This is a genomic window from Streptomyces sp. NPDC058457, from assembly GCF_042720695.1.
Lineage (GTDB): Bacteria > Actinomycetota > Actinomycetes > Streptomycetales > Streptomycetaceae > Streptomyces.
Genome location: NZ_JBHXLU010000027.1, coordinates 1 through 25,430, shown reverse-complemented (window position 1 = coordinate 25,430; position 25,430 = coordinate 1). Strand labels below are relative to the sequence as shown.

The following is a 25,430-nucleotide window of genomic DNA, read 5'->3' as shown; positions in this document are numbered from 1 at the left end:
CCGGACGTCAGAACGCCCTCGCCGGGTGGCTGGGCGTGCTGTCGGCAGGTCCTCGGACTGACTCCTGTGCACGAACATGCACAAGTACACCGTTGCGGGACAGTTCCGGATTCGCACCGGATTCCCCTGCGGCGACAGCGAGCATGAGCATACATCTAGTGCCGGGTTGTCGTGTCACCCCCAGATGTTGTGTCGCGGCGGTGTCAGAGTGTCAACTCGTAGGTGAGGAGAGTGATGTCGTCCAGGTGCGGCACGGGATTCCAGTCCCGGTCGGGTGTGCGGACGAAACCCAGGCGTTCGTAGATGCGGTGGGCGGTGTGCATGCTTCGCTGGGTCGACAGGACGACGGCCGTGCAGCCCTGGACGGTCCGTGCGCGGTCGATGCAGGTGCGTGCGAGGGCCTCGCCGGCGCCCTGGCCGCGGGCGGCCCGGCCGACGGCGAGCATGCGGATCTCGGCCTCTCCGGGGGTGGCGAGGTCGGCCATCGGGCCGGGGCCGGGGACGAAGGTGACACCGCCGAGGAGGGTGGTGCCGTGGACGGCGACGAGAACGGTGGCCGCGGCTGCCCGCTTTGCCACGTCCTTGAGTTCGGTGAGATACGAGTCGCTCTCGCCGAAGTCCAGGAGGCCGTCCCGGAGGTAGGCCTGGGCGGTGATTTCACCGAGGGGTTCGTACTCGGTGGGACGGGCTTCCCGGATGACGATGTCCATGCCGGTGAGTGTGTACGACCAGCGGGCCGCCGAGGGTGGAATTTCTCGGTGGCCCGCTGCGGGTTGTGGTGGGTTGCTCGCGCAGTTCCCCGCGCCCCTGACGGGGCGCTTCAGTGGGCGCTACCTGCAACGGCTGGCGGGAGTTCCACCTCCACGTCCGGGTCGCCGGCGTCTGCCGTGTAGTCCTCCGGGCTGGTCTGGTCGATGCCCTCGGGGGCCTTGAGGGCCTTGAGGGCGAAGGTCAGGACCACCGTGACCGCGACGTTCAGCACGAACGCCGTCAGGCCGATGTAGCCGATCTCGCCGATGCCGGGGATCTCCTTGGAGGAGCCGCCGAAGTGCTGCTGGGTGGGGGAGGCCACGCCGTACGCGGCGGCCGTGCCGTAGACCATGCCGACCGCCCAGCCCGCCAGCAGGGCCCAGCGGTGGAACCAGCGGGTGAACAGGCCGCCGACCAGGGCGGGGAAGGTCTGGAGGATCCAGATGCCGCCGAGGAGCTGGAAGTTGATGGCGACCGTCTTGTCCATGGTGAGGACGAAGACCAGCGCGCCGACCTTCACCAGCAGGGACACCAGCTTGGAGACCTGGGCCTCCTGCTTCGGCGTGGCGTCCGGCTTGATGAAGTCCCGGTAGATGTTGCGGGTGAAGAGGTTCGCGGCCGCGATGGACATGATGGCCGCGGGGACCAGGGCGCCGATGCCGATCGCGGCGAAGGCGACCCCGGCGAACCAGTCCGGGAACATGTTCTCGAACAGCTGGGGGATGGCCAGCTGGCCGTTGGTGACCTTGACGCCGGCCGCGATGGCCATGAAGCCCAGCAGGGCGAGCAGGCCCAGCATCAGGGAGTACAGCGGCAGGATCGTGGTGTTGCGGCGGATCACGTCACGGCTCCTGGAGGAGAGCGTCGCGGTGATCGAGTGCGGGTACATGAACAGGGCCAGCGCGGAGCCCAGCGCCAGCGTGGCGTACGTCCACTGGCCGGCCGGGGCCGGGACGAGGCCGCCCGCTCCCGCTGCCGTGAACTTGTCGCCGGCCTTGGCGAAGATGTCGTCGAAGCCGCCCAGCTTGATCGGGATGTAGATGATCGCCACCGCGATGACGATGTAGATCAGCGCGTCCTTCACGAACGCGATCAGGGCGGGGGCGCGCAGGCCGGAGGAGTAGGTGTAGGCCGCGAGTACGCCGAAGGCGATGAGGAGCGGGAGGTCCTTCAGGAACCAGTTGGTGCCGTCGCTGCCGCCGACGCCCATCACGTCGAGCACCGCCTGGATGCCCACGAGCTGCAGCGCGATGTATGGCATCGTTGCCAGGATGCCGGTCAGGGCGACGGCGAGCGAGAGGCCCCGCGAGCCGAAGCGGCCGCGCACGAAGTCCGAGGTCGTCACGTAGCCGTGCTTGTGGGAGACCGACCACAGGCGGGGCAGGAACGTGAAGATCAGCGGGTAGACCAGGATCGTGTACGGCACCGCGAAGAAGCCGGCCGCGCCCGCCGCGTAGATCGCCGCCGGTACGGCGACGAAGGTGTAGGCCGTGTACAGGTCGCCGCCGAGCAGGAACCAGGTGATCCAGGTTCCGAACGACCGGCCGCCGAGGCCCCATTCGTCGAGCGAGTGCTCGTTCTCGGCCTTGCGCCAGCGCGCGGCCAGGAAGCCGATGGCCGTGACGGCCAGGAAGAAGAAGATGAAGACGCCGAGCGCGACGCCGTTCACACCGTCCTTCACTTCGCCGCACCCCCGTCCGCGCTGCTGGCGGCCTTGCGGCTGCGCTGGTCACGCTGCCACAGCTGGTACGCGGTCATGGTCAGCGCGGTGGAGAGCAGCACCCACAGCATCTGGTACCAGTAGAAGAACGGGATCCCGATGAACACCGGGTCCGTCTTGGCGTACGAGCCCACCCACAGCATCGCCACGAAGGGCGTTATCAGGCAGAGGGCGATGGCGACGCGCACAGGCGTCACCACCGCCGCTTTGGTCACATCGGACGCATCTGACATCTCGCGGCTCCGTCCCCTCACTGACCGCACGGCGATCACCGTTGTTCACCTGTGTAATGCGCAGGCAATCATGGCGAACCCGTGAGGTCAGTGGAAGACCGCATCCGCATATCGGCATGTCGATTTGGTGGAGAAGCGTGATGAGCCGTCAGGAGGGGCGGGGTGTGAACGGCCTCAGTCCTGGGGTCGCTTGAGTCGCGCCACGAACTTGTAGCGGTCGCCGCGGTACACCGAGCGCACCCATTCCACCGGCTGGCCCTCGCGGTCCAGGGAGTGGCGGGAGAGCATCAGCATCGGCAGACCCACGTCGGTGCCGAGCAGGCCGGCCTCGCGCGGGGTCGCGAGGGAGGTCTCGATGGTCTCCTCGGCCTCGGCGAGATGGACGTCGTACACCTCGGCGAGGGCGGTGTACAGGGACGTGTACTTGACGAGGGAGCGGCGCAGGGCCGGGAAGCGCTTCGCGCTGAGGTGCGTGGTCTCGATCGCCATCGGCTCGCCGTTGGCCATGCGCAGCCGCTCGATGCGCAGCACCCGCCCACCCGCCGTTATGTCGAGCAGGCCGGCGAGCCGGTCGTCGGCGGTGATGTAGCCGATGTCCAGCAGTTGCGAGGTCGGCTCCAGGCCCTGGGCGCGCATGTCCTCGGTGTACGAGGTGAGCTGGAGCGCCTGGGAGACCTTGGGCTTGGCGACGAAGGTGCCCTTGCCCTGGATGCGTTCCAGGCGGCCCTCGACGACCAGCTCCTGGAGGGCCTGGCGGACGGTGGTGCGGGAGGTGTCGAACTCGGCGGCCAGGGTGCGCTCGGGCGGGACCGGGGTGCCGGGGGCCTGTGTCTCGGTCATTTCGAGCAGGTGCTTCTTCAGGCGGTAGTACTTGGGCACACGCGCGGTACGGACGGCTGTCCCGCTCTCGTTCTCCGCACTGCTGACGTCGGTGCTCATGCTCCGCCTTCCCGGCTACTGGTACTGCTCGCCACGTGGCACGGCAGCGTACCGGGATTTCCCCTGCACGCTGCGTGATCCCTTCTGTATACCGTCGCGGGCCCTTCTGGTCTAGTCCATCGCTGGAGTGGTCTACCGGAATTGTCTCGTCCGCGCTTCGGGTTTTCGAGGGGTTCTTACTTAAAGGTTCCTGCATATGTAGGTCGCATAACGGCTGGTCGGAGCTCATTCGACCACCCTTGACAGGCCTACTGGTCTGGGCCAAGCTTCCCGCACTGGTCTACACCATTGGTCCAGGTCCCGGCCCAACGCTCGTGCGGGGAGGCAGGGGGGTTTGTGGCATCCCTGAGGAGGGTGGCGTGAAGCGCAAGCTGATAGCCGCGATTGGTATCGCGGGCATGGTCTTCTCGGTCGCGGCGTGTGGCAGTGACAACAAGGACGACAACAAGGCCCAGGGCTCGGACGCCAAGGCGCTGACCGTCTGGCTCACGGTGGACGCGCAGAACAACTGGCCCGACCTGGTGAAGGCCGCCGACGCCGCCGTGGAGAAGAAGCACCCCGGCATCAAGATCAAGCACGAGTACTACGGCTGGCCCGACAAGAACACCAAGCTGGACGCCGTCCTCGCCACGGACAAGGCCCCCGACGTGGTCGAGATGGGCAACACCGAGATGCTCAGCTACATGGTCAAGGGGGCCTTCGCCCCCGTCGACGCCTCCCAGTTCACCAACTCCGCCCAGTGGCTCGACGGCCTCAAGGCCTCGGTGACCTACAGCGGCAAGACCTACGGCGTGCCGTACTACGCCGGTGGCCGCGTCGCCAACTGGCGCAAGGACATCGCCGCCTCGGCCGGCATCAAGACCACGCCGAAGACCTACACCGAGCTGACCGCCGACCTGGACAAGATCCAGAAGAAGGAAGGCGACAAGTTCAGCGCCTGGTACCAGCCCACCCGTGACTGGTACGCGGCCATGTCCTTCGTCTACGACGCCGGCGGCTCCATCGCGGTGGAGAACGGCGGCAAGTGGCAGGGCAACCTTGAGTCGGCCGAGTCCATCAAGGGCCTCACCGAGTTCAAGAGCGTCATCGACAAGTACATGCACGGTGACAAGACCAAGGACGAGTCCGACCGCTACATCGTCTACGGCCAGGGCAAGTCGGCCATGATCTTCGGTGCCGCCTGGGAGGGCGCGACCGCGGCCGACCCGAAGAACGACAAGACCGGCGGCAAGCTGAAGGACGACCTCGTCAACTTCGTGATGCCCGGCCCGTCCGGCAAGAACATGCCGGTCTTCCTGGGCGGCTCCGACCTCGCCATTCCGGTGAAGTCCAAGGCGCAGGCCGTCGCCGCCGAGTGGATCAACGCGTTCACCGGCCCCTCCGGCCAGAAGGGCCTGATGGCCAAGGGCAACCTGCCCAACAACAAGACCGACCTCGCCACGCTGAAGGACGACCCGGCGACCGCGGTGCCGGCCGAGGCGGCCGAGTCCAACTGGTTCGTGCCGATGGCGCCGGGCTGGGGCCAGGTCGAGAAGGCCCAGGTGCTGCAGACGATGCTGCAGAACATCGGCACCGGCAAGGAGAGCGTCGAGGCGGCGGCCAAGGAGGCCGACGCGGCGATCGACAAGGTCATCAACAACGCGTAACGGCCTGCGGCCGGGCCTGGCCGACGGGGGGTCAGGTCCGGCAGGTGGGTGATGTCAGAAGGTGCCGCGATGGGTTGGTGGGTTGGTGCCGGTTCGTTGTGGCTGGTCGCGCAGTTCCCCGCGCCCCTGACGGGGCGCGAGGTGCGCCCCCTGACGGGGTGCGGGGCGCGCCCCCTGAAGGGGCGCGTTGCTGCGGGCCTCTCTCGATCTGTTTGAGGAGCGCACGATGAGTGCCGTTGATACGACCACACCCGCCAAGGTGCCGGCACCTCCACCGGACTCCCCGCAAAGACCACGTGCGAACCGGCGCTCGGGCGGCCCCGCCGTCCCCTGGCTGCTGCTCGCCCCCTGCCTGCTGATCCTGGCGCTCGTCCTCGGCTACCCCCTCTACCGGCTGGTCACCCTCTCCTTCCAGGACTTCGGGCAGTCCCAGCTGTGGGGGTTCAAGCCGGCCGAGTGGATCGGGTTCGGGAACTTCTCCAAGGTGCTCGGCGACAGCGAGTTCTGGCAGGTCGTGGTGCGCACGATCGTCTTCGCGGCCGGCTGCGTCATCTTCACCATGGTCGTCGGGATGCTCATCGCCCTACTGCTGCAACGCGTCTCCGGCTGGGTGAAGACGCTGGTCAACATCGCGCTGGTGGCCAGCTGGGGCATGCCGGTCATCGTCGCCACCACGGTCTTCAAGTGGCTCTTCGACTCCGACTACGGCGTCCTCAACGCCCTGCTCAGCAAGCTCCCCGGGGTCGAGATGGTCGGCCACAACTGGTTCGCCAGCGGGCCCGAGGGGCTCGCGGTGATCATGCTCCTGGTGGTCTGGGGAGCGGTCCCCTTCGTGGTCATCACGCTCAGCGCCGGACTCACCCAGGTTCCCATGGAGCTGGAGGAGGCCGCCCGTCTCGACGGCGCCGGCTCCTGGAGCGTCTTCCGCTACGTCACGCTGCCCATCCTCAAGCCGGTCATCGTGATGCTCACGACGCTCTCGGTCATCTGGGACATGGGCGTCTTCCCGCAGGTCTTCGTGATGCGCGGCGGCCACCCCGAGGCCGAGTTCCAGCTGCTGACCACCTGGTCCTACGACCGCGCCTTCGTCGTCAACGACTACGGCCAGGGCTCCGCGATCGCCCTGCTCACCGTGGTCCTCCTGCTCGGCGTCGTCGCCGTGTACATGCGCCAGATGCTGAAGATCGGAGAGGTCGAATGAGCACCGTCACCACCCCCGGCCGCAGGAAGTCGAAGGCCGGCTGGAACCTCCTCGGCCTCCTCGTGTTCCTCGTCGCGGGCTTCCCGGTCTACTGGATGCTGAACACGGCGTTCAAGCCCGCGAAGGACGCCATCGACCCGGACCCGAGCCTGCTGCCCACCGGCATCACCCTGTCCAACTTCAGCCGCGCCCTGGACATCGCCGACTTCTGGGGCCCGGTCGGCCGCAGCCTGATCGTGTCCCTCTCCGTCGTGGTGATCGGCATGGTCATCGGACTGCTGGCCGCCCTGGCCATCTCCCGGTTCGCCTTCCGCGGTCGCAAGGTCGTGATCGTCGGCATCCTCGCGGTCCAGATGATCCCGCTGGTCGCCATGATCATCCCGGTCTTCCTGCTCCTCAACGACCTGGACCAGTACGACAAGCTCAGCGGCCTGATCATCACCTACCTGACGTTCATCCTGCCGTTCACGGTGTGGACCCTGCGCGGCTTCATCGTCAACATCCCGAAGGAGCTGGAGGAGGCCGCCATGGTCGACGGCTGCTCCCGCACCGGCGCCTTCGTCCGGGTGGTCTTCCCGCTGCTCGCCCCCGGCCTCGTCGCCACCTCGGTCTACGGCTTCATCCAGGCCTGGAACGAGTACCTCTACGCCCTGATGCTGCTCAGCCAGGACCACCAGACGGCAACCGTCTGGCTGGCCAACTTCACCACGCTGCACGGCACCGAATACGCCCCGATGATGGCCGGCGCCACCATGCTCGCCGTGCCGATCGTCGCCCTGTTCCTCCTCGTCCAGCGCAAGATGGCCGCGGGCCTCACCGCGGGCGCCGTGAAGGGATAACCCCATCCGATGACGACATTCGCCAGCGGTACGGACACACTCACGCGCGACGCGCTGACCGTCCTCCAGCCGGGCTTCACCGGCACCACCGCCCCCGACTGGCTGCTGCGCCGGCTCGGCGAAGGCCTCGCCTCCGTGGGCGTGTTCGGCCGCAACATCATCTCGGCCGAGCAACTCTCGGCCCTCACCGCCCAGTTGCGCGCCGAGCGGGACGACGTCCTGGTGGCGATCGACGAGGAGGGCGGTGACGTCACCCGACTCGAGGTGCGCACCGGTTCCTCCTTCCCCGGCAACAACGCCCTCGGTGCCGTCGACGACCCGGAGCTGACCCGGCAGGTCGCCCTGGAACTGGGCCGCCGCCTCGCCGCCTGCGGGGTGAACTTCAGCTGGGCTCCGGTCGCGGACGTGAACTCCAACTCCGCCAACCCGGTCATCGGCGTCCGCTCCTTCGGCGCCGACCAGGACCTGGTCGCCCGCCACACGGCGGCCTACGTCACCGGCCTCCAGGGAGCCGGGGTGGCGGCCTGCACCAAGCACTTCCCGGGCCACGGCGACACCGCCGTCGACTCCCACCTCGCCGTGCCCCGCATCGACGTGACCGCCGACGTCCTGCGCGCCCGCGAGCTGGTCCCCTTCCGCGCCGCCATCGCGGCCGGCACCCGCGCCGTGATGAGCGCGCACATCCTGGTCCCCGCCCTGGACCCGAACCGGCCCGGAACGCTGTCCCACCGCGTCCTCACCGAACTGCTCCGCGGCGAACTCGGCTACGACGGCCTGATCGTCACCGACGGCATCGAGATGCAGGCCATCGCCGGGACCTACGGCATCGAACACGGCACCGTCCTGGCGCTCGCCGCCGGAGCCGACGCGATCTGCGTGGGCGGCGGCCTCTCGGACGACGAGACGGTACGACGGCTGCGCGACGCCCTGGTCGCGGCGGTCCGCTCCGGCGAACTTCCCGAGGAGCGCCTGGCGGACGCGGCGCAGCGGGTGCGGGCGCTGGCGACCTGGACGGCCACGGTGGAAGCGGCCCATCCGGACCCCGCCCTCACGGACATCGGCCTCGTCGCCGCCCGCCGCGCGCTACATGTGACGCGCGTCGACCCCTGCACATCACCGGCCGAGCCGCTCTTCGTCGCCTCCCTCACCCCCGAGACCAACATCGCGGTGGGCACGGAGACCCCGTGGGGCGTGTCCGCCGAGCTGACCCGCCTGCTGCCCGGCACCGAGACCGGCAGCTTCGCGGGCGAGGACGCGGGCCACGCGGCGATCGTGGCGGCGGGGGAGCGCCGTATCGTCGCGGTGGTACGCGACGAACACCGGCACCCCTGGATGTCCAGGGCCCTGGACATCCTGCTCAAGGCCCGGCCCGACACGATCGTGGTGGAGATGGGCCTGCCCCAGGCCGCGCCCCGGGGCGCCCTGCACATCGCGACACACGGCGCGGCGAGGGTGTGCGGCGTGGCGGCGGCCGAGGTCATCGCGGGCGTGACCGCGTAGCGCATCCCACGGGGTGTGGTCGTCTGCCGGGCAGTGTCACCGGGCCGATGACCACACCCCGAACCACTGCTCGGCGCCGTACGCCTCGAACCGCTCCAGCTCGGTGAAGCCGAGTTTCGCCGCGAGGCGCATCGAGCGGACGTTGGCGGTCTGGGTGTAGAGCACCACCGACTCACCGGGAAGCACACCGGAAAACCAGTCGAGTGCGGCTGCGCATGCCTCGCCGGCGTACCCGTGTCCCCACGCGTCCGGCAGGAACAGGTAGCCGAGGTGGGTCTCCCCGGCCTCCCGGCGGTGCACCGGAGTCTCGGGGGTCTGAGGGTCGAGCAGGACCGTGCCGATCGCCGCTCCGTCGAGCTCGACCACGAAGAAGCCGGGGCGCCGCCCGGGCACCTCGGGCACCGTGCGTTCGAGCTCGGCACGCGGCCGAGGGCCACCGAGATAGGTGCCCACCTCCGGCGAGGCGTTCAGCTCGATGACCACCGCACGATCCCGGGCCTCGGACTCACGCAGCACGAGCCGCTCGGTCTTGATCGGGGCGGCCGGCCAGACGTCGGTCCCTAACACAGTCATGCCGGGCAACCTATCTGACGCCCCCGCGCTCCCGCGCCCCAAAGGGGCGCGGGGAACTGCGCGAGCAACCCACCACAACCCGTCAGTCCGAATCGAACCGAACCTGGCAGACGAATCCGCTAAATCCCCTGCCACCCAGGCTTGTTGGAAAAGGTGTACCGGAAGTAGTCCGCGAACTTCAGCTTCGACGCGGCACCCTCGTCCACGACCACCGTGGCATGCGGATGCAACTGCAGCGCCGACGCCGGGCACACCGCGGCGACCGGCCCCTCCACCGTCGCCGCGACCGCGTCGGCCTTCCCCTCACCCGTGGCCAGCAGCACCAGATGCCGCGCCTCCAGGATCGTCCCGATCCCCTGGGTGATGACGTGGTGCGGCACCTGCGCGATGTCCCCGTCGAAGAACCGCGCGTTGTCGACCCGGGTCTGCTCGGTCAGCGTCTTGATCCGGGTCCGCGAGGCCAGCGAGGAGCACGGCTCGTTGAAGCCGATGTGCCCGTCGGTCCCGATCCCCAGCAACTGCAGGTCCACGCCGCCTGCCCGGGTCAGCTCCGCGTCGTAGGCCCTGCAGGCGGCCTGTACGTCCTCCGCCGCGCCGTCGGGGCCGAGGAACGCGCCCATCCCGATCCCGAGCGGCTCCAGCACCTCGCGCCGCAGCACCGACCGGTACGACTCCGGATGCTCGGCCGGCAGCCCCACGTACTCGTCGAGCTGGGCTATGCGCGCCCGCGAGGTGTCCACGGCACCGGCCCGGACCTTGGCGGTGAGCGCCTGGTAGATGGGCAGCGGGGTCGAGCCCGTGGCCACCCCGAGCAGCGCGTCCGGCTTGTGCCGGAGCAGCTGGGCCATGGCCTCGGCGATCAGCTCGCCACCCGCGGCGGCGTCCGGAACGATGACAACTTCCACGCTGGGCCTGCCGTTCTGAAGAGGGCTGGAGGGTCTGGAACGTCTATGTGGTTTAGACCAATCTGATGGGACCAATCTAACAGAACCGGTCCCTGTCCCCGCGGGCCGGGCGCAGGGAAAGGGGACAAGTGCGAGGTTACGTGAATACGTCAGATGGGGTGAATTAAGGAAAATTTCCGCGGCCCGCCGCGGCCCCCTCCCCGGGTCGGGGAAAATTGCCCTGGCCATCCGCCCCCACGGCTCATCCCGGCGGGCTAGGCTGCGACCGCATCAACTGTGAACAGTCTCCAACGCATGGACACACACCGTGGTCTAGTCCACAATTGCGTACGAGGGCTGAACGAGTACGGCATCAGCCGTACGGCACAGTCGCACTCTTCCGTCTTCCCCGCACAGGAAGGCGGACCGAGGAACCGGAGCTCTCTGCCCTGACTGCCCCGGATCCTCACCTTCGGCCGATCGGGACCGCACACCCCGTGGCCGTTGCTGCTCCGGGCTGCGGTGCCGGGAGGGTTGAGGGTCCCTCCCAGGCGCCGCGGCCCGCGGGTGTTTCCGGGCCCCTGTCTCCCCCGGACCCGCTGTTTTTCGGCCATCCACATACCGCCAGGTACGCTCACAGACGTGCCCTCCATGAACGAACTGGTCCGCCAGCACACCGCCCTCGACGACTCCGACCTCGAGTGGCTCCATCTGCTGGTCTCGGAGTGGCAGCTGCTCTCCGACCTCTCCTTCGCCGACCTGGTCCTGTGGGTCCCCACCCGGGACGGCACCCGGTACGTCTCGGTGGCACAGATGCGCCCCAACACCGGCCCCACCTCCTACCAGGACGACATGGTCGGCCACCTGGTCCCGCGCGGCCGCCGGCCCATGCTGGACATCGCCCATGACGAGGGCCGCATCGTCCGCGAGGGCGACCCGGAGTGGCGCGAAGAGGTCCCCGTACGGGTCGAGTCCATCCCGGTGCGGCGCGAGGGCCGGGTCCTCGGGGTCATCGCCCGCAACACCAACCTGCTGACCGTGCGCACCCCGAGCCGCCTGGAGCTCACCTACCTCCAGAGCGCCTCCGACCTGGCGCAGATGATCGCTGCCGGATCGTTTCCCTTCCCGAACCAGCAGGTCGACATGGACGCCTCACCGCGCGTCGGCGACGGCCTGATCCGGGTGGACGGCGACGGCATCGTCCAGTACGCCTCCCCGAACGCCCTCTCCGCCTACCACCGCCTCGGCCTCGCCGCCGACCTGCTCGGCCACCACCTGGGCCAGACCACCGCCGAACTCGCCCCGACCAAGGGGCCGGTGGACGAGGCGCTCACCAAACTCGCCAGCGGCTGGGCGCCGCGCGAGTTCGAGATCGAGTCCGACGACGGCGTCATCCAGTTCCGGGCCATCCCGCTCAAACCCAAGGGCACCCGGATCGGTGCCCTGGTACTGCTCCGGGACGTCACCGAACTGCGGCGCCGGGAGCGGGAGTTGATCACCAAGGACGCGACCATCCGGGAGATCCACCACCGGGTGAAGAACAACCTCCAGACGGTCGCCGCGCTGTTGCGCCTCCAGGCCCGGCGCATCGAGTCGGACCGCGGCCGGGAGGCCCTGGAGGAGGCCGTACGGCGGGTCGGCTCCATCGCCATCGTGCATGAGACGCTGTCTCAGAACCTGGACGAGCGGGTGGAGTTCGACGAGATCGCGGACCGGGTGCTCGCCATGGTCGCCGAGATCTCGCCCGGGAAGGTCACCGGCCGGCGCACCGGCCGCTTCGGGATACTCGATGCCGAGGTCGCCACCCCGCTGTCGATGGTTCTCACCGAAATCCTGCAGAACGCCCTCGAACACGGCTTCCGCGAGGGCGACACCGGCACCGTCGAGGTCACGGCGGTCCGCGGCGGCACCACCAAGGAGTCCCGGCTCCTCGTCACCGTCCAGGACGACGGCGTCGGCCTGCCCGAGGGCTTCGACCCGCACCGCTCAGGCAACCTCGGCCTGCAGATCGTACGGACGCTGGTGGAGGGCGAGTTGGGCGGCACGTTCGACATGGTGCCGGCACCGGAGCGGGGGACCCGGGTGATCCTCGACCTGCCGGTGCGGGCGCAGAAGTAGTCCGTCCCGAAGCGGTGTCGTGCACAGCAAAGAGCCCCGGACCTGGTGGGTCCGGGGCTGCTCGCTCGTTGCTGCTCGTTCTCTAAGCGCATCGGGGGTACTGCGCGCTGCGGCTCGGGGGCGGGAGATGCGTACTCGCTGTACGCGCCGCCAAGCTCAGGCTGTCACCAGGGGTGGGACTGTCAGGCGGTGGCCTGACGGGCCCGGTTGCGGGCGGCACGGCGCTTCATCGCGCGACGCTCGTCCTCGCTGAGACCACCCCAGACGCCGGAGTCCTGACCGGACTCGAGCGCCCACTGCAGACACTGATCCATAACGGGGCAGCGACGGCAGACGGCCTTGGCTTCCTCGATCTGCAGCAGCGCAGGACCGGTGTTGCCGATGGGGAAGAAGAGCTCGGGGTCTTCCTCGCGGCAAACGGCGTTGTGACGCCAGTCCATGGCTGCTACCTCTCCTTGGTATTACATGCACGTTGCTTGTGAATGTGAACGCTTTCACGAATCCCTCAACAAGTGAAGGGCCGACCGCCAGGTTCCCTGGCAGGGGTCCTGTGAGTTGAAGTGGGATTCCGGTGATCAGTGGAGGCCGGTCTTGCGGGCCGTCCCGATCGCCACGTAGAGCCTCGCAAACCTCAGCGACGGATACAACCCCTTCCGGAAAGTTTTTTTTGATTCCTCGGTGTCGACTGGGTCACAGCCGTACTTCCATGGGGTGGATCCTGGCCTAAACGTTCGAGTGAAAGGACTTTGGCCCGTTCCGCTCACACAATCACACGCAGTGCACTGCGTACGCCTGTGAACGTCACGCTCGTACGCAGTCCTAGGTGGTCGCCGTCCATCTGAAGGGGGAGGGGGACCTTCGAATGCAAGGTGAACTGGTCCAGGTCGTGCAGCGACACCGCATGCCTGCCATGGGGTCCGCGCTCGGGGGACGAAGTGAGCAACTGCGTGCCATAACGGGCAGCCGCGGCGGTCGACAGGCGGCTGAGACCGAGTACGTCGATGCCTTTATCGAACGAGGCCTTAGGCGACGTGTACATCGGGCGATTGCCGAGATACGTCCAGGGCGAGGTGTTGCAGACTATCGCCACGACAAGATCCGTGATCGGGTCGGCGCCGGCCCGCTCCAGTGTGATCGTTCCGTGCCGGCGGTGCTGTTCGCCGAGGAATTGCCGGACCACCTGCCGTACGTACAACGCGTGCGTCGACTTCTTGCCGAGCTCGCGCTGCTGCTCGACCCTGCCGACCACGCCCGCGTCGAAGCCGAGTCCCGCGTTGAAGGTGAACCAGCGGGCCGGGACCGCCTCGTCCTCGGTGCCGGGGGTGCCGGCGGTCAGACCGAGGCCGACCAGGCGCTCGCGTTTCTCGCGCAGCGCGTCCAGCAGGTCGCCGGTGGCCTCGACCGGGTCGTTGGGCAGGCCGAGGGCGCGGGCGAAGACGTTGGTGGAGCCGCCGGGGACCACCGCGAGGCCGGGCAGCCGGTCCGGGTCGGGGCCGTTGTGGAGCAGACCGTTGACCACCTCGTTGACCGTGCCGTCGCCGCCGAGCGCCACGACGAGGTCGATGTCCTCGCTCTCCGCCGCGAGCCGCGCCAGGTCGCGGGCGTGGCCGCGGTACTCGGTGGTGACCGCTTCCAGCTTCACTTCGCTCGCGAGCGCGTGGATGAGGACGTCGCGCCTACGTGCGCTTGTGGTGGTTGCCGCCGGATTGACCACGAGAAGTGCACGCATGGATTGCAGCGTACCTACTGGAAAGTACCGGGCCCAGACCGAGTTAGGGATCCGGTAAGAGATAGGGGCGTGAGTCTCAACACTCGGGTGCGAGGGGCGCGGGTTCCGCCGCGGGGCCGAGGGCTACCCTTTCCGGCGTGAGCAGTGAGCATGTGCCTACGGCCGAGAAGGCCGACGCAATCGACGGACCCCGTCCGCGACGGCTGACGTATGCCGCCGCGCTGGCCGGGCTGGAAGGGCTCGCGCTGGTCGTCGGCGGGGTCTGGCTGGCCGTGCTCGGGGTCACCGGGGATCCGGACGACCGGGGGCAGGCGATCACCGGGGGTGTCACCCTGATCGTGCTGGCGCTGCTGCCGCTGATCGCTGCGCGGGGGCTGCTGCTGCGGAAGAGCTGGAGCCGGGGGCCGGCGGTGATCACGCAGATCATGGCGCTGCCGGTGGCGTACAACCTGCTGCAGGCCGACAGCCTGGCGATTCCGGTGGGGATCGTGCTGGCGGTGGTGTCTGTGGCTTCGCTGGTGTTGCTGGTGAACTCTGCTACCACCCAGGCCCTTGGGATCAAAGGGCCGGGTCGTAGCTGACCTGCTGGCCGGTGGGGGCTGGTCGCGCCCGCGCGGCGGAGCCGTAAATTGATACAGCCCCGCGCCCCTGACGGGGCGCTTCCGTTCGGGGCGCCTAGAAGGGCTGCGGGGCCTACTCCTCCACCAGCAACTTCTCCCGGAGCTGAGCCAGGGTCCTCGCCAGCAGCCGTGAGACGTGCATCTGGCTGATGCCGACCTCCTGGGCGATCTGGGACTGGGTCATGTTGCCGAAGAAGCGGAGGAGAAGGATCCGCTTCTCTCGGGGCGGGAGGTCTTCCAGCAGGGGCTTGAGGGACTCGCGGTACTCGACGCCCTCCAGGGCCTCGTCCTCCGCGCCGAGGGTGTCGGCGACCGCAGGCGACTCGTCGTCGGTGTCGGGGACGTCCAGGGACAGCGTGGAGTAGGCGTTGGCCGACTCCAGGCCCTCCAGGACCTCCTCCTCCGAGATCGCGAGCTTCTCGGCCAGCTCGTGGACCGTGGGGGAGCGGCCGTGCTGCTGGGACAGCTCCGCCGTGGCGGTGGTGAGCGCGAGGCGCAGCTCCTGGAGCCGGCGCGGGACGCGGACCGCCCAGCCCTTGTCGCGGAAGTGGCGCTTGATCTCGCCGACCACGGTCGGGGTGGCGTACGTCGAGAACTCCACGCCCCGGTCCGGGTCGAACCGGTCCACCGACTTGATCAGGCCGATGGTGGCGACCTGGGTGAGGTCGTCGAGCGGCTCGCCGCGGTTGCGGAACCGGCGCGCGAGGTGCTCCACGAGCGGCAGATGCATACGGACCAGCCGATTGCGCAGCTCCGCGTACTCGGCGCTGCCGTCCTTCAGCCCGCGCAGCTCGACGAACAGGGCACGCGCGCCGCTGCGGTCCTGAGGTTCGCTGCGCTCCCGAGGCTCGTGCTGGGTCGCCTGCACCACCTCCGCGGCCAGCGCCTGGTCCTCGGCGTATCGCTCGTGCTCGCTCATCGTCCCGCCCGTCGCCCTTCCACGAGCCTTCGCCCCGGCTCGGTGCGGGGCCGCGACCCCGTTCCGACCTTCCGGGGGCGCGCTCTGCACGGCACCCTCCAGACCGACCTGCGCGGAGGCGTCCTCCGGGTGCGGCCTGGCCTGTTCCGGGATGCCGTCGATGCCGTCAGCCATGCGGCGGGAGCCGGCCTCGGGGCCTTCGTCCCCGGCCGGCAGCTCCCGTGTGCCGCGCTCTTCGTCCCGCACCGGCCCGTCCCCGTTCCTCACGCCGGCCCGGGTCCCGCGCCGCGCTGTTTGTAGAGGCTGATCGACACGGTCTTGTCCTCGTCGACGGCCGACGAGACCTTGCCCGCCAGGGCCGAGAGCACGGTCCAGGCGAAAGTGTCGCGCGAGGGGGCGTGGCCGTCCGTGGTCGGGGCGGAGACCGTGACCTCCAGCGAGTCGTCGACGAGGCGGAAGACACAGCTGAGCACCGAGCCGGGAACAGCCTGCTGGAGCAGGATCGCGCAGGCCTCGTCAACCGCGATGCGCAGATCCTCGATTTCGTCCAGGGTGAAGTCCAAGCGGGCGGCGAGACCGGCCGTGGCCGTGCGCAGCACCGACAGGTAGGCACCCGCAGCCGGCAGCCGGACTTCCACGAAGTCCTGGGTCGCGGGCTCGCCTGCGATCTGGGACACCCTCACCTCCATGGTGGTACAAGCTTTTCGGGGCCGAGGGTCGCCCCTCGGGGTAACGCACAACGTTGTTCAGCGGTGACGCTACCGCGCTCCGAACTTTTCTGTCCCCGGGACCCCAACCCCCTGGCGTCACTCACAGTAAACCTGTGGATACGCTCCGTGTCTAGGGGTCTGCCTTGCCCAATTGGGAAGAGCGCGCGCCGGGTTGACGTACCCCGGCGTCGAACCGTCGAACCGTCGGCGCTGTGGTCTTCAGCAGCCGTAGTGCAGTGTCACACGAGCACGTGGTCGACGAAGCACCAGCGCCAGTCCTCGCCGGGCTCGAACGTCCGCATTATGGGGTGGCCGGACGATTCGTGGTGGCCTGTGGCATGTCTTCCCGGCGACGAGTCGCAACAGGCGACATGGCCACAGGTCAGACAGAGCCGCAGCTGTACCGGATGCCACCCCTTGGCGAGACACTCCGGGCACGTCTCGTTCAGCGGGTCGGGTTCCGGGTGCGGCAGCGCGTCGCGGTGCGTGCACTGTTTCATGATTGCCAGATTACGACGGGTGTGCGGGTGGCCGCGCGAAAAACGAGGGCGGGCGAAGATCATGGATGTGATGCCACTGCTGTTGCTGGTGGCGGGGAGCGCCGCGATCGCGGCGGCGGCCCGGCGCACTCCGGTGCCGGCGCCCCTGCTCCTGGTGGCCGTCGGGCTGGTGGTGTCGTACATCCCCGGCATCCCGGACTACACCCTCGACCCCGAGGTCGTCCTGCCGCTGCTGCTGCCCCCGCTCCTCTACACCTCGGCGTCCGACAGTTCCTATCTCGACCTGCGTGCCCAGATGCGGCCGGTCGCGCTGCTCTCGGTCGGATACGTGCTCTTCGCGACCGTCGTGGTCGGCTGGGCGGTCTACCTGATCGTCCCGGGCATGCCGCTGCCGGCCGCCCTGGTGCTGGGCGCGGTGGTGGCCCCGCCGGACGCGGTGGCGGCGACGGCGGTCGCGCGGCGGGTGGGCCTGCCGTCCCGGATCACGACGATCCTCCAGGGCGAGTCGCTGCTGAACGACGCCACCGCGATCACCGCCTACAAGGTCGCCCTCGCGGCGGCCGTCGGCGAGGGCGCCACCTGGGTCGGCGGCATCGAGGAGTTCCTGCTCGCGGCGGTTGGCGGGGTGGGCGTCGGCCTGATCCTGATGGCGCCGCTGCACTGGCTGCGCACCCACCTGAAGGAGCCGCTGCTCCAGAACACCCTCTCCCTGCTGATCCCCTTCGTCGCCTACGGCGTCGCCGAGCAGTTCCACGCCTCCGGCGTCCTCGCCGTCGTGGTCGTCGCCCTCTACCTCGGCCACCGCGCGTGGGAGGTCGACTTCGCCACCCGCCTCCAGGAGGAGGCGGTCTGGAAGATGGTCGCCTTCATCCTGGAGTCGGCGGTCTTCGCCCTGATCGGCCTGCAGTTGCCGATCGTCCTCAGGGGACTCGGGCAGTACGCGGGCGCGGAGGCCGCCTGGTACGCGGTGGCCGTCTTCCTGGTGGTGGTCGCGGCCCGTTTCGCCTGGGTGTACCCGGGGACCTTCGTGCCCCGGATCCTGTCCGCGCGGATCCGGGAACGGGAGTCGAACCCCACCTGGAGGGGTGCGATGGTGACCTCCTGGGCCGGGATGCGCGGGGTGGTCTCCCTGGCCATCGCCTTCTCGATCCCGGTCACCGTGCACGGCGGCGGCGCCTTCCCGCACCGCAACCTGATCCTGTTCCTGACCTTCACCACGGTGATCGGCACACTGGTCGTGCAGGGCCTGACCCTGCCCCCGCTGATCCGCCGGCTGAACTTCCCCGGCCGCGACCCGCAGGCCGAGACCCTCGCCGAGGCCAACGCCCAGGCCCAGGCCTCCCGCTCGGCCGAGGCCCGCCTCGACGAACTCCTCACCGACGACCGCAACGAACTCCCGCCACCGCTCGCCGACCGCCTCCGCACGGTCCTGGAGCGCCGTCGCAACGCCGTCTGGGAACGCCTCGGCCAGACCAACCCCGTCACCGGCGAGTCGGTCGACGACACCTACCGCCGCCTCTCCAGCGAGATGATCAGCGCCGAACGCACGGTCTTCGTCCGGCTCCGCGACCACCGCTACATCGACGACGAGATGCTGCGCACCCTGCTGCGCCGGCTGGACCTGGAGGAGGCCGCCGCGTACCGGGAGGCCGGGTGAGTCGGCGCGTTCACCGTTCCTGGAGACTGAGCGGGAGTGAGTCCTGTTGCCAGGATTCGTGCTCAGCCGAACGCCCCGGACGGTGGTGGGCGTTCTGGTCGACCGCGTTCGCTCCGCGTCCGGGCGGCACGGATCGTGTCCGTGGTCCGGGGATGCGGGGGCGGTGTCCCTCACGTCCTGGGGTGCCTGGTCCGGCCTGGACGGTCCGATGCCCGCACCCATCGCTCTGGTGGGTGCGGGGCGGTGCCGTCCGACGCCGGATCGGGTGTCCCAGGGCGCGCCTTCCGATCGCCACGGCAGCTGCGTCGTGGCGAGTGGTCTTACGAGTAGTGGTGGTGAGGGGTTTCTGCCAGTGCTGGGCGCCCCACCGGGAGGTGTGGGCGGGGTCGACGGCGATGACGGGGATGCCGAGTTCGGCCGCCATGCCGACGAGCCGGGCCCGCAGCCTGCTGACGGGCAGGCCGGAGATGAGCTTGCGGAACCGCTTCCTGCGGCCGTGCTTCTCCCGGGTCTTCTCCGCGGTGAAGTCGAGGTCCTCGACGGCGATGGCGAGACGGTGGCGGCTGGCCCAGTGCAGCAGCCGGATCAGGGCGTGCCGGACCTGGGCGTCACGGTGCTGGGCGGTGAAGGTCACGCATTCGACGCAAGAATGCACGTTCCCCGCCCAGAGCACACCTGCCAGCGCCGCCAAGACTCACTCATGCACGCCAGAACGCGTTCAATCAACGTCGATCACCAGCTGCTCACAACCCCCTGCCGCCGGTCCGACGGGGGATCATCGGAGCGACGCGGCCGGAACGTGGGGACAGGGTGGCCCGGGGGATCGATGACCGACACCGACGCGCACGCGCAGCGGTTCTTCATCAGCTACGCGGGCGCCGACCGCGCATGGGCCAGGGCGGAACCGGCCGCCCTGGACGCACTGCGGGAGGCGGCGAGCGCGAAGAGGCGGAGCGCATCAGCGAGGACGCCTTCGACCGCCGGCGCCGCGTCCTCGGCGAGGACCACCCCGACACGCTGCAGTCCGCCGGCCACCGGGGGACCGCGCTCACCCTGTCCGGCCGCTACGCCGAGGCCCGCCGCATCAACGAGGACACCGTGACCCACCTGCGCCGGGTGCTGGGGGTCGACCATCCGCACACCCTCCTGGTGGTGGGAGCTCTCGCCGCCAACCTGCGCGACGAATCCCGGCGCCTGGCCGCGGACACCTACGAGCGGCGCCGTGTGGTGCTGGGCGAGGACCACCCCGCCACCCTCGCCACGGTCCTCACCCTGGTCGGCATCCTGCGCGAGCGCGGCGAGCTCGCCGAGGCCCGCCGCCTGGACGAGGACACGTTCGCCCGGTCCCGCCGCACGCTGGGCGGCGACCATCCCGACACCCTCGCCGCGGCCACCAGCCTCGCCATGACCCTGCACGCCCAGCGCGCCTATCCCGCGGCGGCCCAGTTGCTCCAGGCCACCCTGAAGCGGCAGCGGCTGCACCGCGGGACCGACCTGCCCGACATCCAGAACACGATCCGCGCCCTGGTCGGGACCTACACGGCGATGAACAGGAAGCGCCAGGCCCAGAAGCACCAGAAACTCCTCGCGCCCAGGCCCGCCCGCTGATCAGGCCGTCAGCACCGCCACCACGTCCACACCCCGCCCCAGGCCGCCCTCCCGCGCCAGCTCGGCCAGCCCGTACAGCAGCTTGGCGACATACAGGCGTTCCACCCGCACCCCGTGCCGCTCCTCGAAGTCCTCCGCGAAGGCGTCGAGTTCCGGTGCCGTACGCCCGTACCCGCCGAAGTGGAACCGCTCGTCGAGCGACCACTGTCCGCGCCGCCCCCCGAACGCCTCCTCCTGCAACCGCCGTATCTCCCCCGCCAGGAACCCGCCCCTCAGCACCGGCACCCCCAACGCCCGCTGTCCCGCCCCCAGTCCGGCCGCCAGCCCGGCCAGGGTGCCCCCGGTCCCGCAGGCGATCGCCACCACGTCGGCGCGCCCCCGCAGTTCCGTGCCGAGGTCCCGGCAGCCGCGTACCGCGGCCGCGTTGCTGCCGCCCTCCGGCACCACGTACGCGCCCTCGGCCCCCGCCGCCCGCAGCAGACCGGCCAGCACGTCCGGCTCGGCCTTGCGCCGGTACGCCGGCCTGTCGACGAAGTGCAGCCGCATCCCGTCGGCCGCACACCGCGCCAGCGAGGGATTCAGCGGCCGGCCGGCCAGTTCCTCGCCCCGCACCACACCCACCGTCGGGAAGCCGAGGAGACGGCCCGCGGCGGCCGTGGCGCGCAGGTGGTTGGAGTACGCCCCGCCGAACGTGACGAGCGGACGGCCGGCCGCCGCCTCGATGTTGGGGACCAGCTTCCGCCACTTGTTGCCGATCAGCTCCGGGTGGATCAGGTCGTCCCGCTTGAGCAGGAGGCGGACCCCGTGGCGGGCGAACCGGTCGTCGGTCACCTCCTGGAGCGGGGAGGGGAGCCGGGGGGCGAGTATGTCGGCGCTGGTCACGTCGTCATTGTCGCCCGGGGCGGCCGTGCGGACTCACTTCAGCCGGTCCCGGACGCGCTCGCGCAGCCAGGCCATCGAGAAGCCGCGCGGGTCCACCTTTCCCGGTTGCCACTCCAGGTGCCCGATCACCGACCGCTCCGACCAGCCGTGCTGCCGGCACACCGCCGCGGCCACCTTCTCGATCGCCTCCAGCTGGGCCTCGGGCCAGGGGTCCTCGCCGTCGCCCAGGTTCTCGCACTCGAAGCCGTAGAAGTGCCGGTTGCCGTCGGTGTTCGCCTCGTTGTCGGGGGGCAGGGCCTTCTCGGCGATCACCGCGCGCAGCACGTCGTCGTCGCCCGGGCCCGCGTGGTTGGCGCGGCCGTAGCCGACGAGGTGGACCGTGCCGTCCTTGGTGACGACGCCGTGGCACAGCGGTCCGGGGAGGTCGGGGCGGCCGTCGTAGCAGATCCGGACCGTGCGCTCGGCGCCGTGGGTCACCGTGTGGTGGATCATCACGCCGTGGACGGGCCCCCAGGGGCCCTTGTGGTTCCGGTTGTGTTCTCTCCAGTCGCCGACCTGGACGACCGTGACGCCCTCGTCCCGCAGCACGTCGAGGAAAGTGCTCGCGGACATGGGTGGGGCCATGACCGCCTCCTTCGCATCCGAACTGTCTGACCTACCTGAACTATCTGGATCTTCCAGATCTTCTGGGCTTTCTACAGAAGTCGGGCTTTCCGGGCCAGCCTCGCTCGAACATGTTCGGATCTCGTGCGAGTCGATCCGGACAAGTCGCCATATCGAGGGGTGTTCGATGGCGGGATGTGTCGGCATGCCCAGTAGTCCGATGATCTATTCCCGCTCTTTCGGGTAATGGTCCAGGCACGCTCCGTGATGAAAGGGTGACCCGTGAGACCGATGCGTGGGCAGTTCGGCGCCCGCGCAGGTATGGGAGGGCATTTCCTTATGTCGGTAGGCGAAGAGGTCCGCACGGATCAGGGCAAGCCGCAGCAGTCTCTGGACACGGCGGCAGCGCGGAACCTGGCCACCACGACCAAGTCCGCGCCACAGATGCAGGAGATCAGTTCCCGCTGGCTGCTGCGGACGCTGCCCTGGGTCGATGTCCAGGGCGGCACGTACCGGGTGAACCGGCGACTCACCTACACGGTCGGCGACGGCCGTATCACCTTCCTGAAGACCGGCGACCGCGTCGAGGTCATCCCCGCGGAGCTGGGCGAGCTGCCCGTCCTGCGGTCGTACGAGGACGACGAGGTACTGGCAGAGCTGGCCCAGCGCTGCCGGCAGCGCGACTTCGCCCCGGGCGAGGTCATCGCCTCGTTCGGCAACGGGGCGGACGAGGTCCATCTGCTGGCCCACGGCCGCGTCGAGAAGATCGGCACCGGCCCCTACGGCGACGACGCGGTGCTCGGTGTCCTCGCCGACGGCGCCTACTTCGGCGAGCAGGGCCTGCTGGACCCGGACGCCATCTGGGAGTACACCGCCCGCGCGGACACGGCATGCACCGTGCTGACCCTGTCCCGGCAGGACTTCGAGCAGGTCGCCGAGCGCGCCGACTCGCTGCGCGAGCACCTTCAGCAGCTGCGCGCGATCCCCGAGCAGCGCACCAACAAGTACGGCGAGAAGGAGGTCGCCCTCGCGGCCGGCCACAGCGGCGAACCCGACATCCCGCACACCTTCGTCGACTACGAGGCCCGGCCGCGTGAGTACGAACTGAGCATCGCCCAGACCGTGCTGCGCATCCACACCCGCGTGGCCGACCTCTACAACCAGCCGATGAACCAGACCGAGCATCAGCTGCGGCTCACCGTCGAGGCGTTGAAGGAACGCCAGGAGCACGAGCTCATCAACAACCGGGAGTTCGGCCTGCTCAGCAACTGCGAGTACGACCAGCGGCTGCAGCCGCACGACGGCGTGCCCAGCCCGGACGACATGGACGAGCTGCTCAGCCGTCGGCGCGGCACCAAGCTCTTCCTCGCCCACCCGCGCGCGATCTCCGCCTTCGGCCGTGAGCTCAACAAGCGCGGGCTGGTCCCGGAGACCGTCGAGATCGGTGGCAACCGCATCCCGACCTGGCGCGGAGTACCGATCTACCCGTGCAACAAGATCCCGGTCACCGAGGCCCGGACCACCTCGATCATCGCCATGCGTACCGGTGAGAACGACCAGGGCGTCATCGGCCTGAGGCAGTCCGGGATCCCCGACGAGATCGAGCCGAGCCTCTCGGTCCGCTTCATGGGCATCAACGAGCAGGCGATCATCAGTTACCTGGTCACGGCCTACTACTCGGCCGCCGTTCTGGTTCCGGACGCCCTCGGTGTGCTGGAGAACGTCGAGATCGGCCGCTGGAGGTGACGTTTCCGCACTTGGTGGCCGTGTTCCCGCCCTCCGGGGCGGGTACACCCTCGGGGTACGTGCCGAGCCGGGGCGGAGACGCCACGGTACGCGCACTCCGCGAAGGGGAGGCCATGGCCGAGTTCGTGACGGAGCGGCAGCAGCGTGCCACGCAGCTGCCGTCGGGGAGTCCGGAACCGCTCGACGGGTCCGAGGCGACGGCGATCCTGGAGCGGGTCCGGGCGTCCGTCGACCCCGAACTGCGCACCGCCGTGGCGTCGTTGCCCGTGTCGATGGGGCGGATCGCGCGCTACCACTTCGGCTGGGAGCACGCGGACGGCACCCCGGCGGACGGCAACGCGGGCAAGGCCATCAGGCCCGCGCTGGTCCTCGCCGCCGCCGACGCGCTCGGCGGACCGGCGGCCCGCGCGGCCGCCGTACGGGCCGCGGCCGCCGTGGAGCTGGTGCACAACTTCACGCTGCTGCACGACGACGTCATGGACCGGGACACCTCCCGCAGGCACCAGCCCACCGCGTGGACCGTGTTCGGCGACGCCGACGCGATCCTCGCCGGGGACGCCCTCCAGGCGCTGGCCCTCAGGCTGCTCGCCGAGGACCCGCACCCGGCGTCCGGGACGGCCGCCGCCCGGCTCGCGGACTGCGTCCTCGAACTGTGCGCGGGACAGCACACGGACACGGCCATGGAGGACCGGGCGCCCGACGAGGTCACCCTCGACGAGGTGCTCACCATGGCCGAGGCCAAGACCGGGGCACTGCTCGGCTGTGCCTGCGCCCTGGGCGCGCTGTACGCGGGGGCGGAAGCGGCGGAGGTGGCGGCGCTCGACGGCTTCGGCCGTCAGGCCGGGCTGGCCTTCCAGCTGATCGACGACGTCATCGGGATATGGGGTGATCCACGGCGCACCGGCAAGCCGGCCGGCGCGGACCTGGCCGCCCGCAAGAAGTCCCTGCCGGTCGTCGCGGCCCTCACCTCCGGCACCCCGGCCGCCGCCGAACTCGCCGAGCTGTACGCCAAGCCGCATGTGCGGGCCGACGCCGACGAGATCGCGCGTACCGCACTGGCTGTGGAGCGGGCGGGCGGCCGTGACTGGGCGCAGTCCGAGGCGGCCGACCGGATGGCACGGGCGATGCAGGAGCTCGCCCGTGCCGTGCCCGATCCGGAGGGGGCCGGCGGGCTGCTCGCGCTCGCCGAGTTCGTGACCCGGCGCAGCAGGTGAAGACCCCGGAGTCCCCGGGACCGCGCGGCTCCTGACCCCGCACGGTTCTCCGGGGGCTCCGGCCCGACGGGTCCCGCGCATCCCCACGGTGCGCGGGGCCCGCCGCATCCCTCCGGGGCTGCCGATTCCCGCCGGGCGGCGGGCGCGGTTGCCGGGCCAGGCCTACGCTGGGGGCATGGACAGCCAGGACCAGGTCTGTCCGGTCTGCGGACAGGCTGTCGAGCGCGTGGTGCGGCGGCACAAGACCCTGGGAGCCTGGGTTCCGGTCTGGGGACCCGGTCCCTGCCGCAACCCCCACTGCGGCGAGCACACCGGCCCGCCGGGCCCGCAGGAGGCGTCACCGCCCCGGCCCCCGCCGCCCGGGTCGGCCGGGCGGAGACCGTAGCGTGTGCGCATGACCGGACTCCCGAACATCCTGCACATCACCGAACGCTCCCTGTGGGAGGAGGCCCGCGCGCGGGGCGGCTACGAGATGTCCACCCGCGGCCGCACCCTCCGGGAGGAGGGCTTCATCCACTGCTCCACCCGCGACCAGCTCCCGCGCGTGGCGGCCTTCCTGTACGGCTCCTACGACGGCCCGGACGAGCTGGTGGTCCTGGTCGTGGACCCGGCCCGGGTCGGCGTCCCGGTGAAGTGGGAGGCGCCGGAGCCGGGCGGCGAGGAGTTCCCGCACGTGTACGGACCGATACCGGCCACGGCCGTGGTGGACGTGGAGCCCTGGGTCCAGCCCCCGGCTCCCGGCGCCTAGGCCGTTTCTGATGGCTCTTGGTGGGCTGGTGGATCTCGTGGGTTGCCGGGCAGGAGGCCCATATGGTGCGGCGACACGAGCTCACGGACGC

General features: G+C 69.9%; 25 protein-coding genes, 1 pseudogene and 1 riboswitch. Of the genes and pseudogenes, 12 read left to right on the top strand and 14 right to left on the bottom strand.

Annotated elements, in window-relative coordinates:
* Positions 1-25: 25 nt before the first annotated feature.
* A riboswitch (cobalamin riboswitch) is annotated at positions 26-158 on the bottom strand.
* Positions 159-203: 45 nt separating this feature from the next.
* The 4 genes from ACFWPS_RS22215 to ACFWPS_RS22200 form a co-directional block, all read right to left on the bottom strand.
* A complete protein-coding gene (locus tag ACFWPS_RS22215) occupies positions 204-710 on the bottom strand; it encodes a GNAT family N-acetyltransferase (protein WP_383707659.1) in 507 nt (168 codons plus the stop codon).
* A 110-nt stretch (positions 711-820) separates the two neighbouring features.
* Positions 821-2,431: a monocarboxylate uptake permease MctP gene (gene mctP, locus ACFWPS_RS22210; RefSeq protein WP_383707657.1), complete on the bottom strand. Its 1,611-nt coding sequence runs from the start codon at positions 2,429-2,431 to the stop codon at positions 821-823.
* Complete coding sequence (locus ACFWPS_RS22205; protein ID WP_383707655.1) at positions 2,428-2,703, bottom strand: DUF3311 domain-containing protein; 276 nt, start codon at positions 2,701-2,703, stop codon at positions 2,428-2,430. Before ACFWPS_RS22205 ends, mctP begins: the two co-directional genes overlap by 4 nt.
* A 174-nt stretch (positions 2,704-2,877) precedes the next feature.
* A complete protein-coding gene (locus ACFWPS_RS22200; protein WP_089098851.1) occupies positions 2,878-3,642 on the bottom strand; it encodes a GntR family transcriptional regulator in 765 nt (254 codons plus the stop codon).
* A 359-nt stretch (positions 3,643-4,001) separates the two neighbouring features.
* Between ACFWPS_RS22200 and ACFWPS_RS22195 the strand changes: the two genes are divergently transcribed.
* From ACFWPS_RS22195 to ACFWPS_RS22180, 4 genes are all read left to right on the top strand, one after another.
* On the top strand, positions 4,002-5,288 hold the full coding sequence (locus tag ACFWPS_RS22195) for an extracellular solute-binding protein (RefSeq protein ID WP_383707653.1): 1,287 nt from the start codon (positions 4,002-4,004) through the stop codon (positions 5,286-5,288).
* A 226-nt stretch (positions 5,289-5,514) separates the two neighbouring features.
* Positions 5,515-6,489, top strand: coding sequence for a carbohydrate ABC transporter permease (locus tag ACFWPS_RS22190; protein WP_383707651.1), 975 nt, complete (start codon positions 5,515-5,517; stop codon positions 6,487-6,489).
* The gene (locus ACFWPS_RS22185) at positions 6,486-7,328 is read left to right on the top strand and encodes a carbohydrate ABC transporter permease (protein WP_383707649.1); all 843 of its coding nucleotides are present in this window, start codon (positions 6,486-6,488) and stop codon (positions 7,326-7,328) included. Before ACFWPS_RS22190 ends, ACFWPS_RS22185 begins: the two co-directional genes overlap by 4 nt.
* 9 nt (positions 7,329-7,337) lie before the next feature.
* Positions 7,338-8,828: a glycoside hydrolase family 3 protein gene (locus ACFWPS_RS22180; RefSeq protein WP_383707647.1), complete on the top strand. Its 1,491-nt coding sequence runs from the start codon at positions 7,338-7,340 to the stop codon at positions 8,826-8,828.
* Positions 8,829-8,864: 36 nt separating this feature from the next.
* Here the strand turns inward: ACFWPS_RS22180 and ACFWPS_RS22175 are convergent, their stop codons facing one another.
* Both ACFWPS_RS22175 and nagB read right to left on the bottom strand, forming a co-directional pair.
* Positions 8,865-9,401: a GNAT family N-acetyltransferase gene (locus ACFWPS_RS22175; protein ID WP_383707645.1), complete on the bottom strand. Its 537-nt coding sequence runs from the start codon at positions 9,399-9,401 to the stop codon at positions 8,865-8,867.
* Between the two features lie 119 nt (positions 9,402-9,520).
* Positions 9,521-10,306, bottom strand: a complete 786-nt coding sequence (gene nagB, locus ACFWPS_RS22170) for a glucosamine-6-phosphate deaminase (RefSeq protein ID WP_383707643.1) — start codon at positions 10,304-10,306, stop codon at positions 9,521-9,523.
* 621 nt (positions 10,307-10,927) lie between these two features.
* On the opposite strand from nagB, the gene ACFWPS_RS22165 reads away from it, so the two are divergent.
* Complete coding sequence (locus ACFWPS_RS22165) at positions 10,928-12,403, top strand: sensor histidine kinase (RefSeq protein ID WP_383707641.1); 1,476 nt, start codon at positions 10,928-10,930, stop codon at positions 12,401-12,403.
* A 182-nt stretch (positions 12,404-12,585) separates the two neighbouring features.
* Here ACFWPS_RS22165 and ACFWPS_RS22160 read toward each other — a convergent pair whose 3' ends face one another.
* Complete coding sequence (locus ACFWPS_RS22160; protein WP_010353616.1) at positions 12,586-12,843, bottom strand: WhiB family transcriptional regulator; 258 nt, start codon at positions 12,841-12,843, stop codon at positions 12,586-12,588.
* A gap of 320 nt (positions 12,844-13,163) precedes the next feature.
* A complete protein-coding gene (locus tag ACFWPS_RS22155; protein WP_383707639.1) occupies positions 13,164-14,132 on the bottom strand; it encodes a diacylglycerol/lipid kinase family protein in 969 nt (322 codons plus the stop codon).
* A gap of 137 nt (positions 14,133-14,269) precedes the next feature.
* Here ACFWPS_RS22155 and ACFWPS_RS22150 point away from each other — a divergent pair, with 137 nt between their 5' ends.
* Positions 14,270-14,713, top strand: a complete 444-nt coding sequence (locus tag ACFWPS_RS22150; RefSeq protein ID WP_383707637.1) for a hypothetical protein — start codon at positions 14,270-14,272, stop codon at positions 14,711-14,713.
* A gap of 112 nt (positions 14,714-14,825) precedes the next feature.
* Here ACFWPS_RS22150 and ACFWPS_RS22145 read toward each other — a convergent pair whose 3' ends face one another.
* The 3 genes from ACFWPS_RS22145 to ACFWPS_RS22135 form a co-directional block, all read right to left on the bottom strand.
* A complete protein-coding gene (locus ACFWPS_RS22145) occupies positions 14,826-15,938 on the bottom strand; it encodes an RNA polymerase sigma factor SigF (protein ID WP_383707635.1) in 1,113 nt (370 codons plus the stop codon).
* Positions 15,935-16,348: an anti-sigma regulatory factor gene (locus ACFWPS_RS22140; RefSeq protein WP_004925829.1), complete on the bottom strand. Its 414-nt coding sequence runs from the start codon at positions 16,346-16,348 to the stop codon at positions 15,935-15,937. Before ACFWPS_RS22140 ends, ACFWPS_RS22145 begins: the two co-directional genes overlap by 4 nt.
* Before the next feature lie 272 nt (positions 16,349-16,620).
* A complete protein-coding gene (locus tag ACFWPS_RS22135; RefSeq protein ID WP_383707784.1) occupies positions 16,621-16,881 on the bottom strand; it encodes a UBP-type zinc finger domain-containing protein in 261 nt (86 codons plus the stop codon).
* A 61-nt stretch (positions 16,882-16,942) separates the two neighbouring features.
* Here ACFWPS_RS22135 and ACFWPS_RS22130 point away from each other — a divergent pair, with 61 nt between their 5' ends.
* Positions 16,943-18,538 (top strand): Na+/H+ antiporter, encoded by a 1,596-nt coding sequence (locus ACFWPS_RS22130; RefSeq protein WP_383707633.1) that lies wholly within the window; start codon positions 16,943-16,945, stop codon positions 18,536-18,538.
* 10 nt (positions 18,539-18,548) lie between these two features.
* On the opposite strand, the pseudogene ACFWPS_RS22125 reads toward ACFWPS_RS22130, so the two are convergent.
* Positions 18,549-19,163: pseudogene (locus ACFWPS_RS22125) on the bottom strand (transposase); the annotation flags it as partial.
* A gap of 263 nt (positions 19,164-19,426) precedes the next feature.
* On the opposite strand from ACFWPS_RS22125, the gene ACFWPS_RS22120 reads away from it, so the two are divergent.
* Complete coding sequence (locus ACFWPS_RS22120) at positions 19,427-20,146, top strand: tetratricopeptide repeat protein (protein ID WP_383707631.1); 720 nt, start codon at positions 19,427-19,429, stop codon at positions 20,144-20,146.
* Here ACFWPS_RS22120 and ACFWPS_RS22115 read toward each other — a convergent pair whose 3' ends face one another.
* Both ACFWPS_RS22115 and ACFWPS_RS22110 read right to left on the bottom strand, forming a co-directional pair.
* A complete protein-coding gene (locus tag ACFWPS_RS22115; RefSeq protein ID WP_383707629.1) occupies positions 20,147-21,028 on the bottom strand; it encodes a 1-aminocyclopropane-1-carboxylate deaminase/D-cysteine desulfhydrase in 882 nt (293 codons plus the stop codon).
* Positions 21,029-21,061: 33 nt separating this feature from the next.
* Positions 21,062-21,652, bottom strand: a complete 591-nt coding sequence (locus ACFWPS_RS22110; protein WP_383707627.1) for an N-acetylmuramoyl-L-alanine amidase — start codon at positions 21,650-21,652, stop codon at positions 21,062-21,064.
* Positions 21,653-21,970: 318 nt separating this feature from the next.
* Between ACFWPS_RS22110 and ACFWPS_RS22105 the strand changes: the two genes are divergently transcribed.
* The 4 genes from ACFWPS_RS22105 to ACFWPS_RS22090 all read left to right on the top strand — a co-directional run bounded on the left by ACFWPS_RS22105 (position 21,971) and on the right by ACFWPS_RS22090 (position 25,339).
* Positions 21,971-23,377, top strand: coding sequence for a family 2B encapsulin nanocompartment shell protein (locus ACFWPS_RS22105; protein WP_383707625.1), 1,407 nt, complete (start codon positions 21,971-21,973; stop codon positions 23,375-23,377).
* 113 nt (positions 23,378-23,490) lie between these two features.
* Entirely contained in the window at positions 23,491-24,591 is a 1,101-nt protein-coding gene (locus tag ACFWPS_RS22100; RefSeq protein ID WP_383707623.1) for a family 2 encapsulin nanocompartment cargo protein polyprenyl transferase, read from the top strand.
* A 175-nt stretch (positions 24,592-24,766) separates the two neighbouring features.
* Positions 24,767-24,976 carry a hypothetical protein gene (locus ACFWPS_RS22095; protein WP_383707621.1) on the top strand — a complete coding sequence of 70 codons (210 nt, stop codon included), beginning with the start codon at positions 24,767-24,769 and terminating at the stop codon, positions 24,974-24,976.
* A gap of 9 nt (positions 24,977-24,985) precedes the next feature.
* Complete coding sequence (locus tag ACFWPS_RS22090; protein ID WP_383707619.1) at positions 24,986-25,339, top strand: DUF952 domain-containing protein; 354 nt, start codon at positions 24,986-24,988, stop codon at positions 25,337-25,339.
* The last annotated feature ends 91 nt before the right edge of the window (positions 25,340-25,430 follow it).

Coding starts and splice junctions, on each gene's coding strand:
- ACFWPS_RS22215 (WP_383707659.1), bottom strand. CDS start 710: ATGGACATCGTCATCCGGGAAGCCCGTCCCACCGAGTACGAACCCCTC.
- ACFWPS_RS22205 (WP_383707655.1), bottom strand. CDS start 2,703: ATGTCAGATGCGTCCGATGTGACCAAAGCGGCGGTGGTGACGCCTGTG.
- ACFWPS_RS22200 (WP_089098851.1), bottom strand. CDS start 3,642: ATGAGCACCGACGTCAGCAGTGCGGAGAACGAGAGCGGGACAGCCGTC.
- ACFWPS_RS22190 (WP_383707651.1), top strand. CDS start 5,515: ATGAGTGCCGTTGATACGACCACACCCGCCAAGGTGCCGGCACCTCCA.
- ACFWPS_RS22185 (WP_383707649.1), top strand. CDS start 6,486: ATGAGCACCGTCACCACCCCCGGCCGCAGGAAGTCGAAGGCCGGCTGG.
- ACFWPS_RS22180 (WP_383707647.1), top strand. CDS start 7,338: ATGACGACATTCGCCAGCGGTACGGACACACTCACGCGCGACGCGCTG.
- ACFWPS_RS22175 (WP_383707645.1), bottom strand. CDS start 9,401: ATGACTGTGTTAGGGACCGACGTCTGGCCGGCCGCCCCGATCAAGACC.
- ACFWPS_RS22160 (WP_010353616.1), bottom strand. CDS start 12,843: ATGGACTGGCGTCACAACGCCGTTTGCCGCGAGGAAGACCCCGAGCTC.
- ACFWPS_RS22155 (WP_383707639.1), bottom strand. CDS start 14,132: ATGCGTGCACTTCTCGTGGTCAATCCGGCGGCAACCACCACAAGCGCA.
- ACFWPS_RS22135 (WP_383707784.1), bottom strand. CDS start 16,881: ATGAAACAGTGCACGCACCGCGACGCGCTGCCGCACCCGGAACCCGAC.
- ACFWPS_RS22130 (WP_383707633.1), top strand. CDS start 16,943: ATGGATGTGATGCCACTGCTGTTGCTGGTGGCGGGGAGCGCCGCGATC.
- ACFWPS_RS22120 (WP_383707631.1), top strand. CDS start 19,427: ATGGGCCAGGGCGGAACCGGCCGCCCTGGACGCACTGCGGGAGGCGGC.
- ACFWPS_RS22110 (WP_383707627.1), bottom strand. CDS start 21,652: ATGGCCCCACCCATGTCCGCGAGCACTTTCCTCGACGTGCTGCGGGAC.
- ACFWPS_RS22105 (WP_383707625.1), top strand. CDS start 21,971: ATGTCGGTAGGCGAAGAGGTCCGCACGGATCAGGGCAAGCCGCAGCAG.
- ACFWPS_RS22100 (WP_383707623.1), top strand. CDS start 23,491: ATGGCCGAGTTCGTGACGGAGCGGCAGCAGCGTGCCACGCAGCTGCCG.
- ACFWPS_RS22095 (WP_383707621.1), top strand. CDS start 24,767: ATGGACAGCCAGGACCAGGTCTGTCCGGTCTGCGGACAGGCTGTCGAG.
- ACFWPS_RS22090 (WP_383707619.1), top strand. CDS start 24,986: ATGACCGGACTCCCGAACATCCTGCACATCACCGAACGCTCCCTGTGG.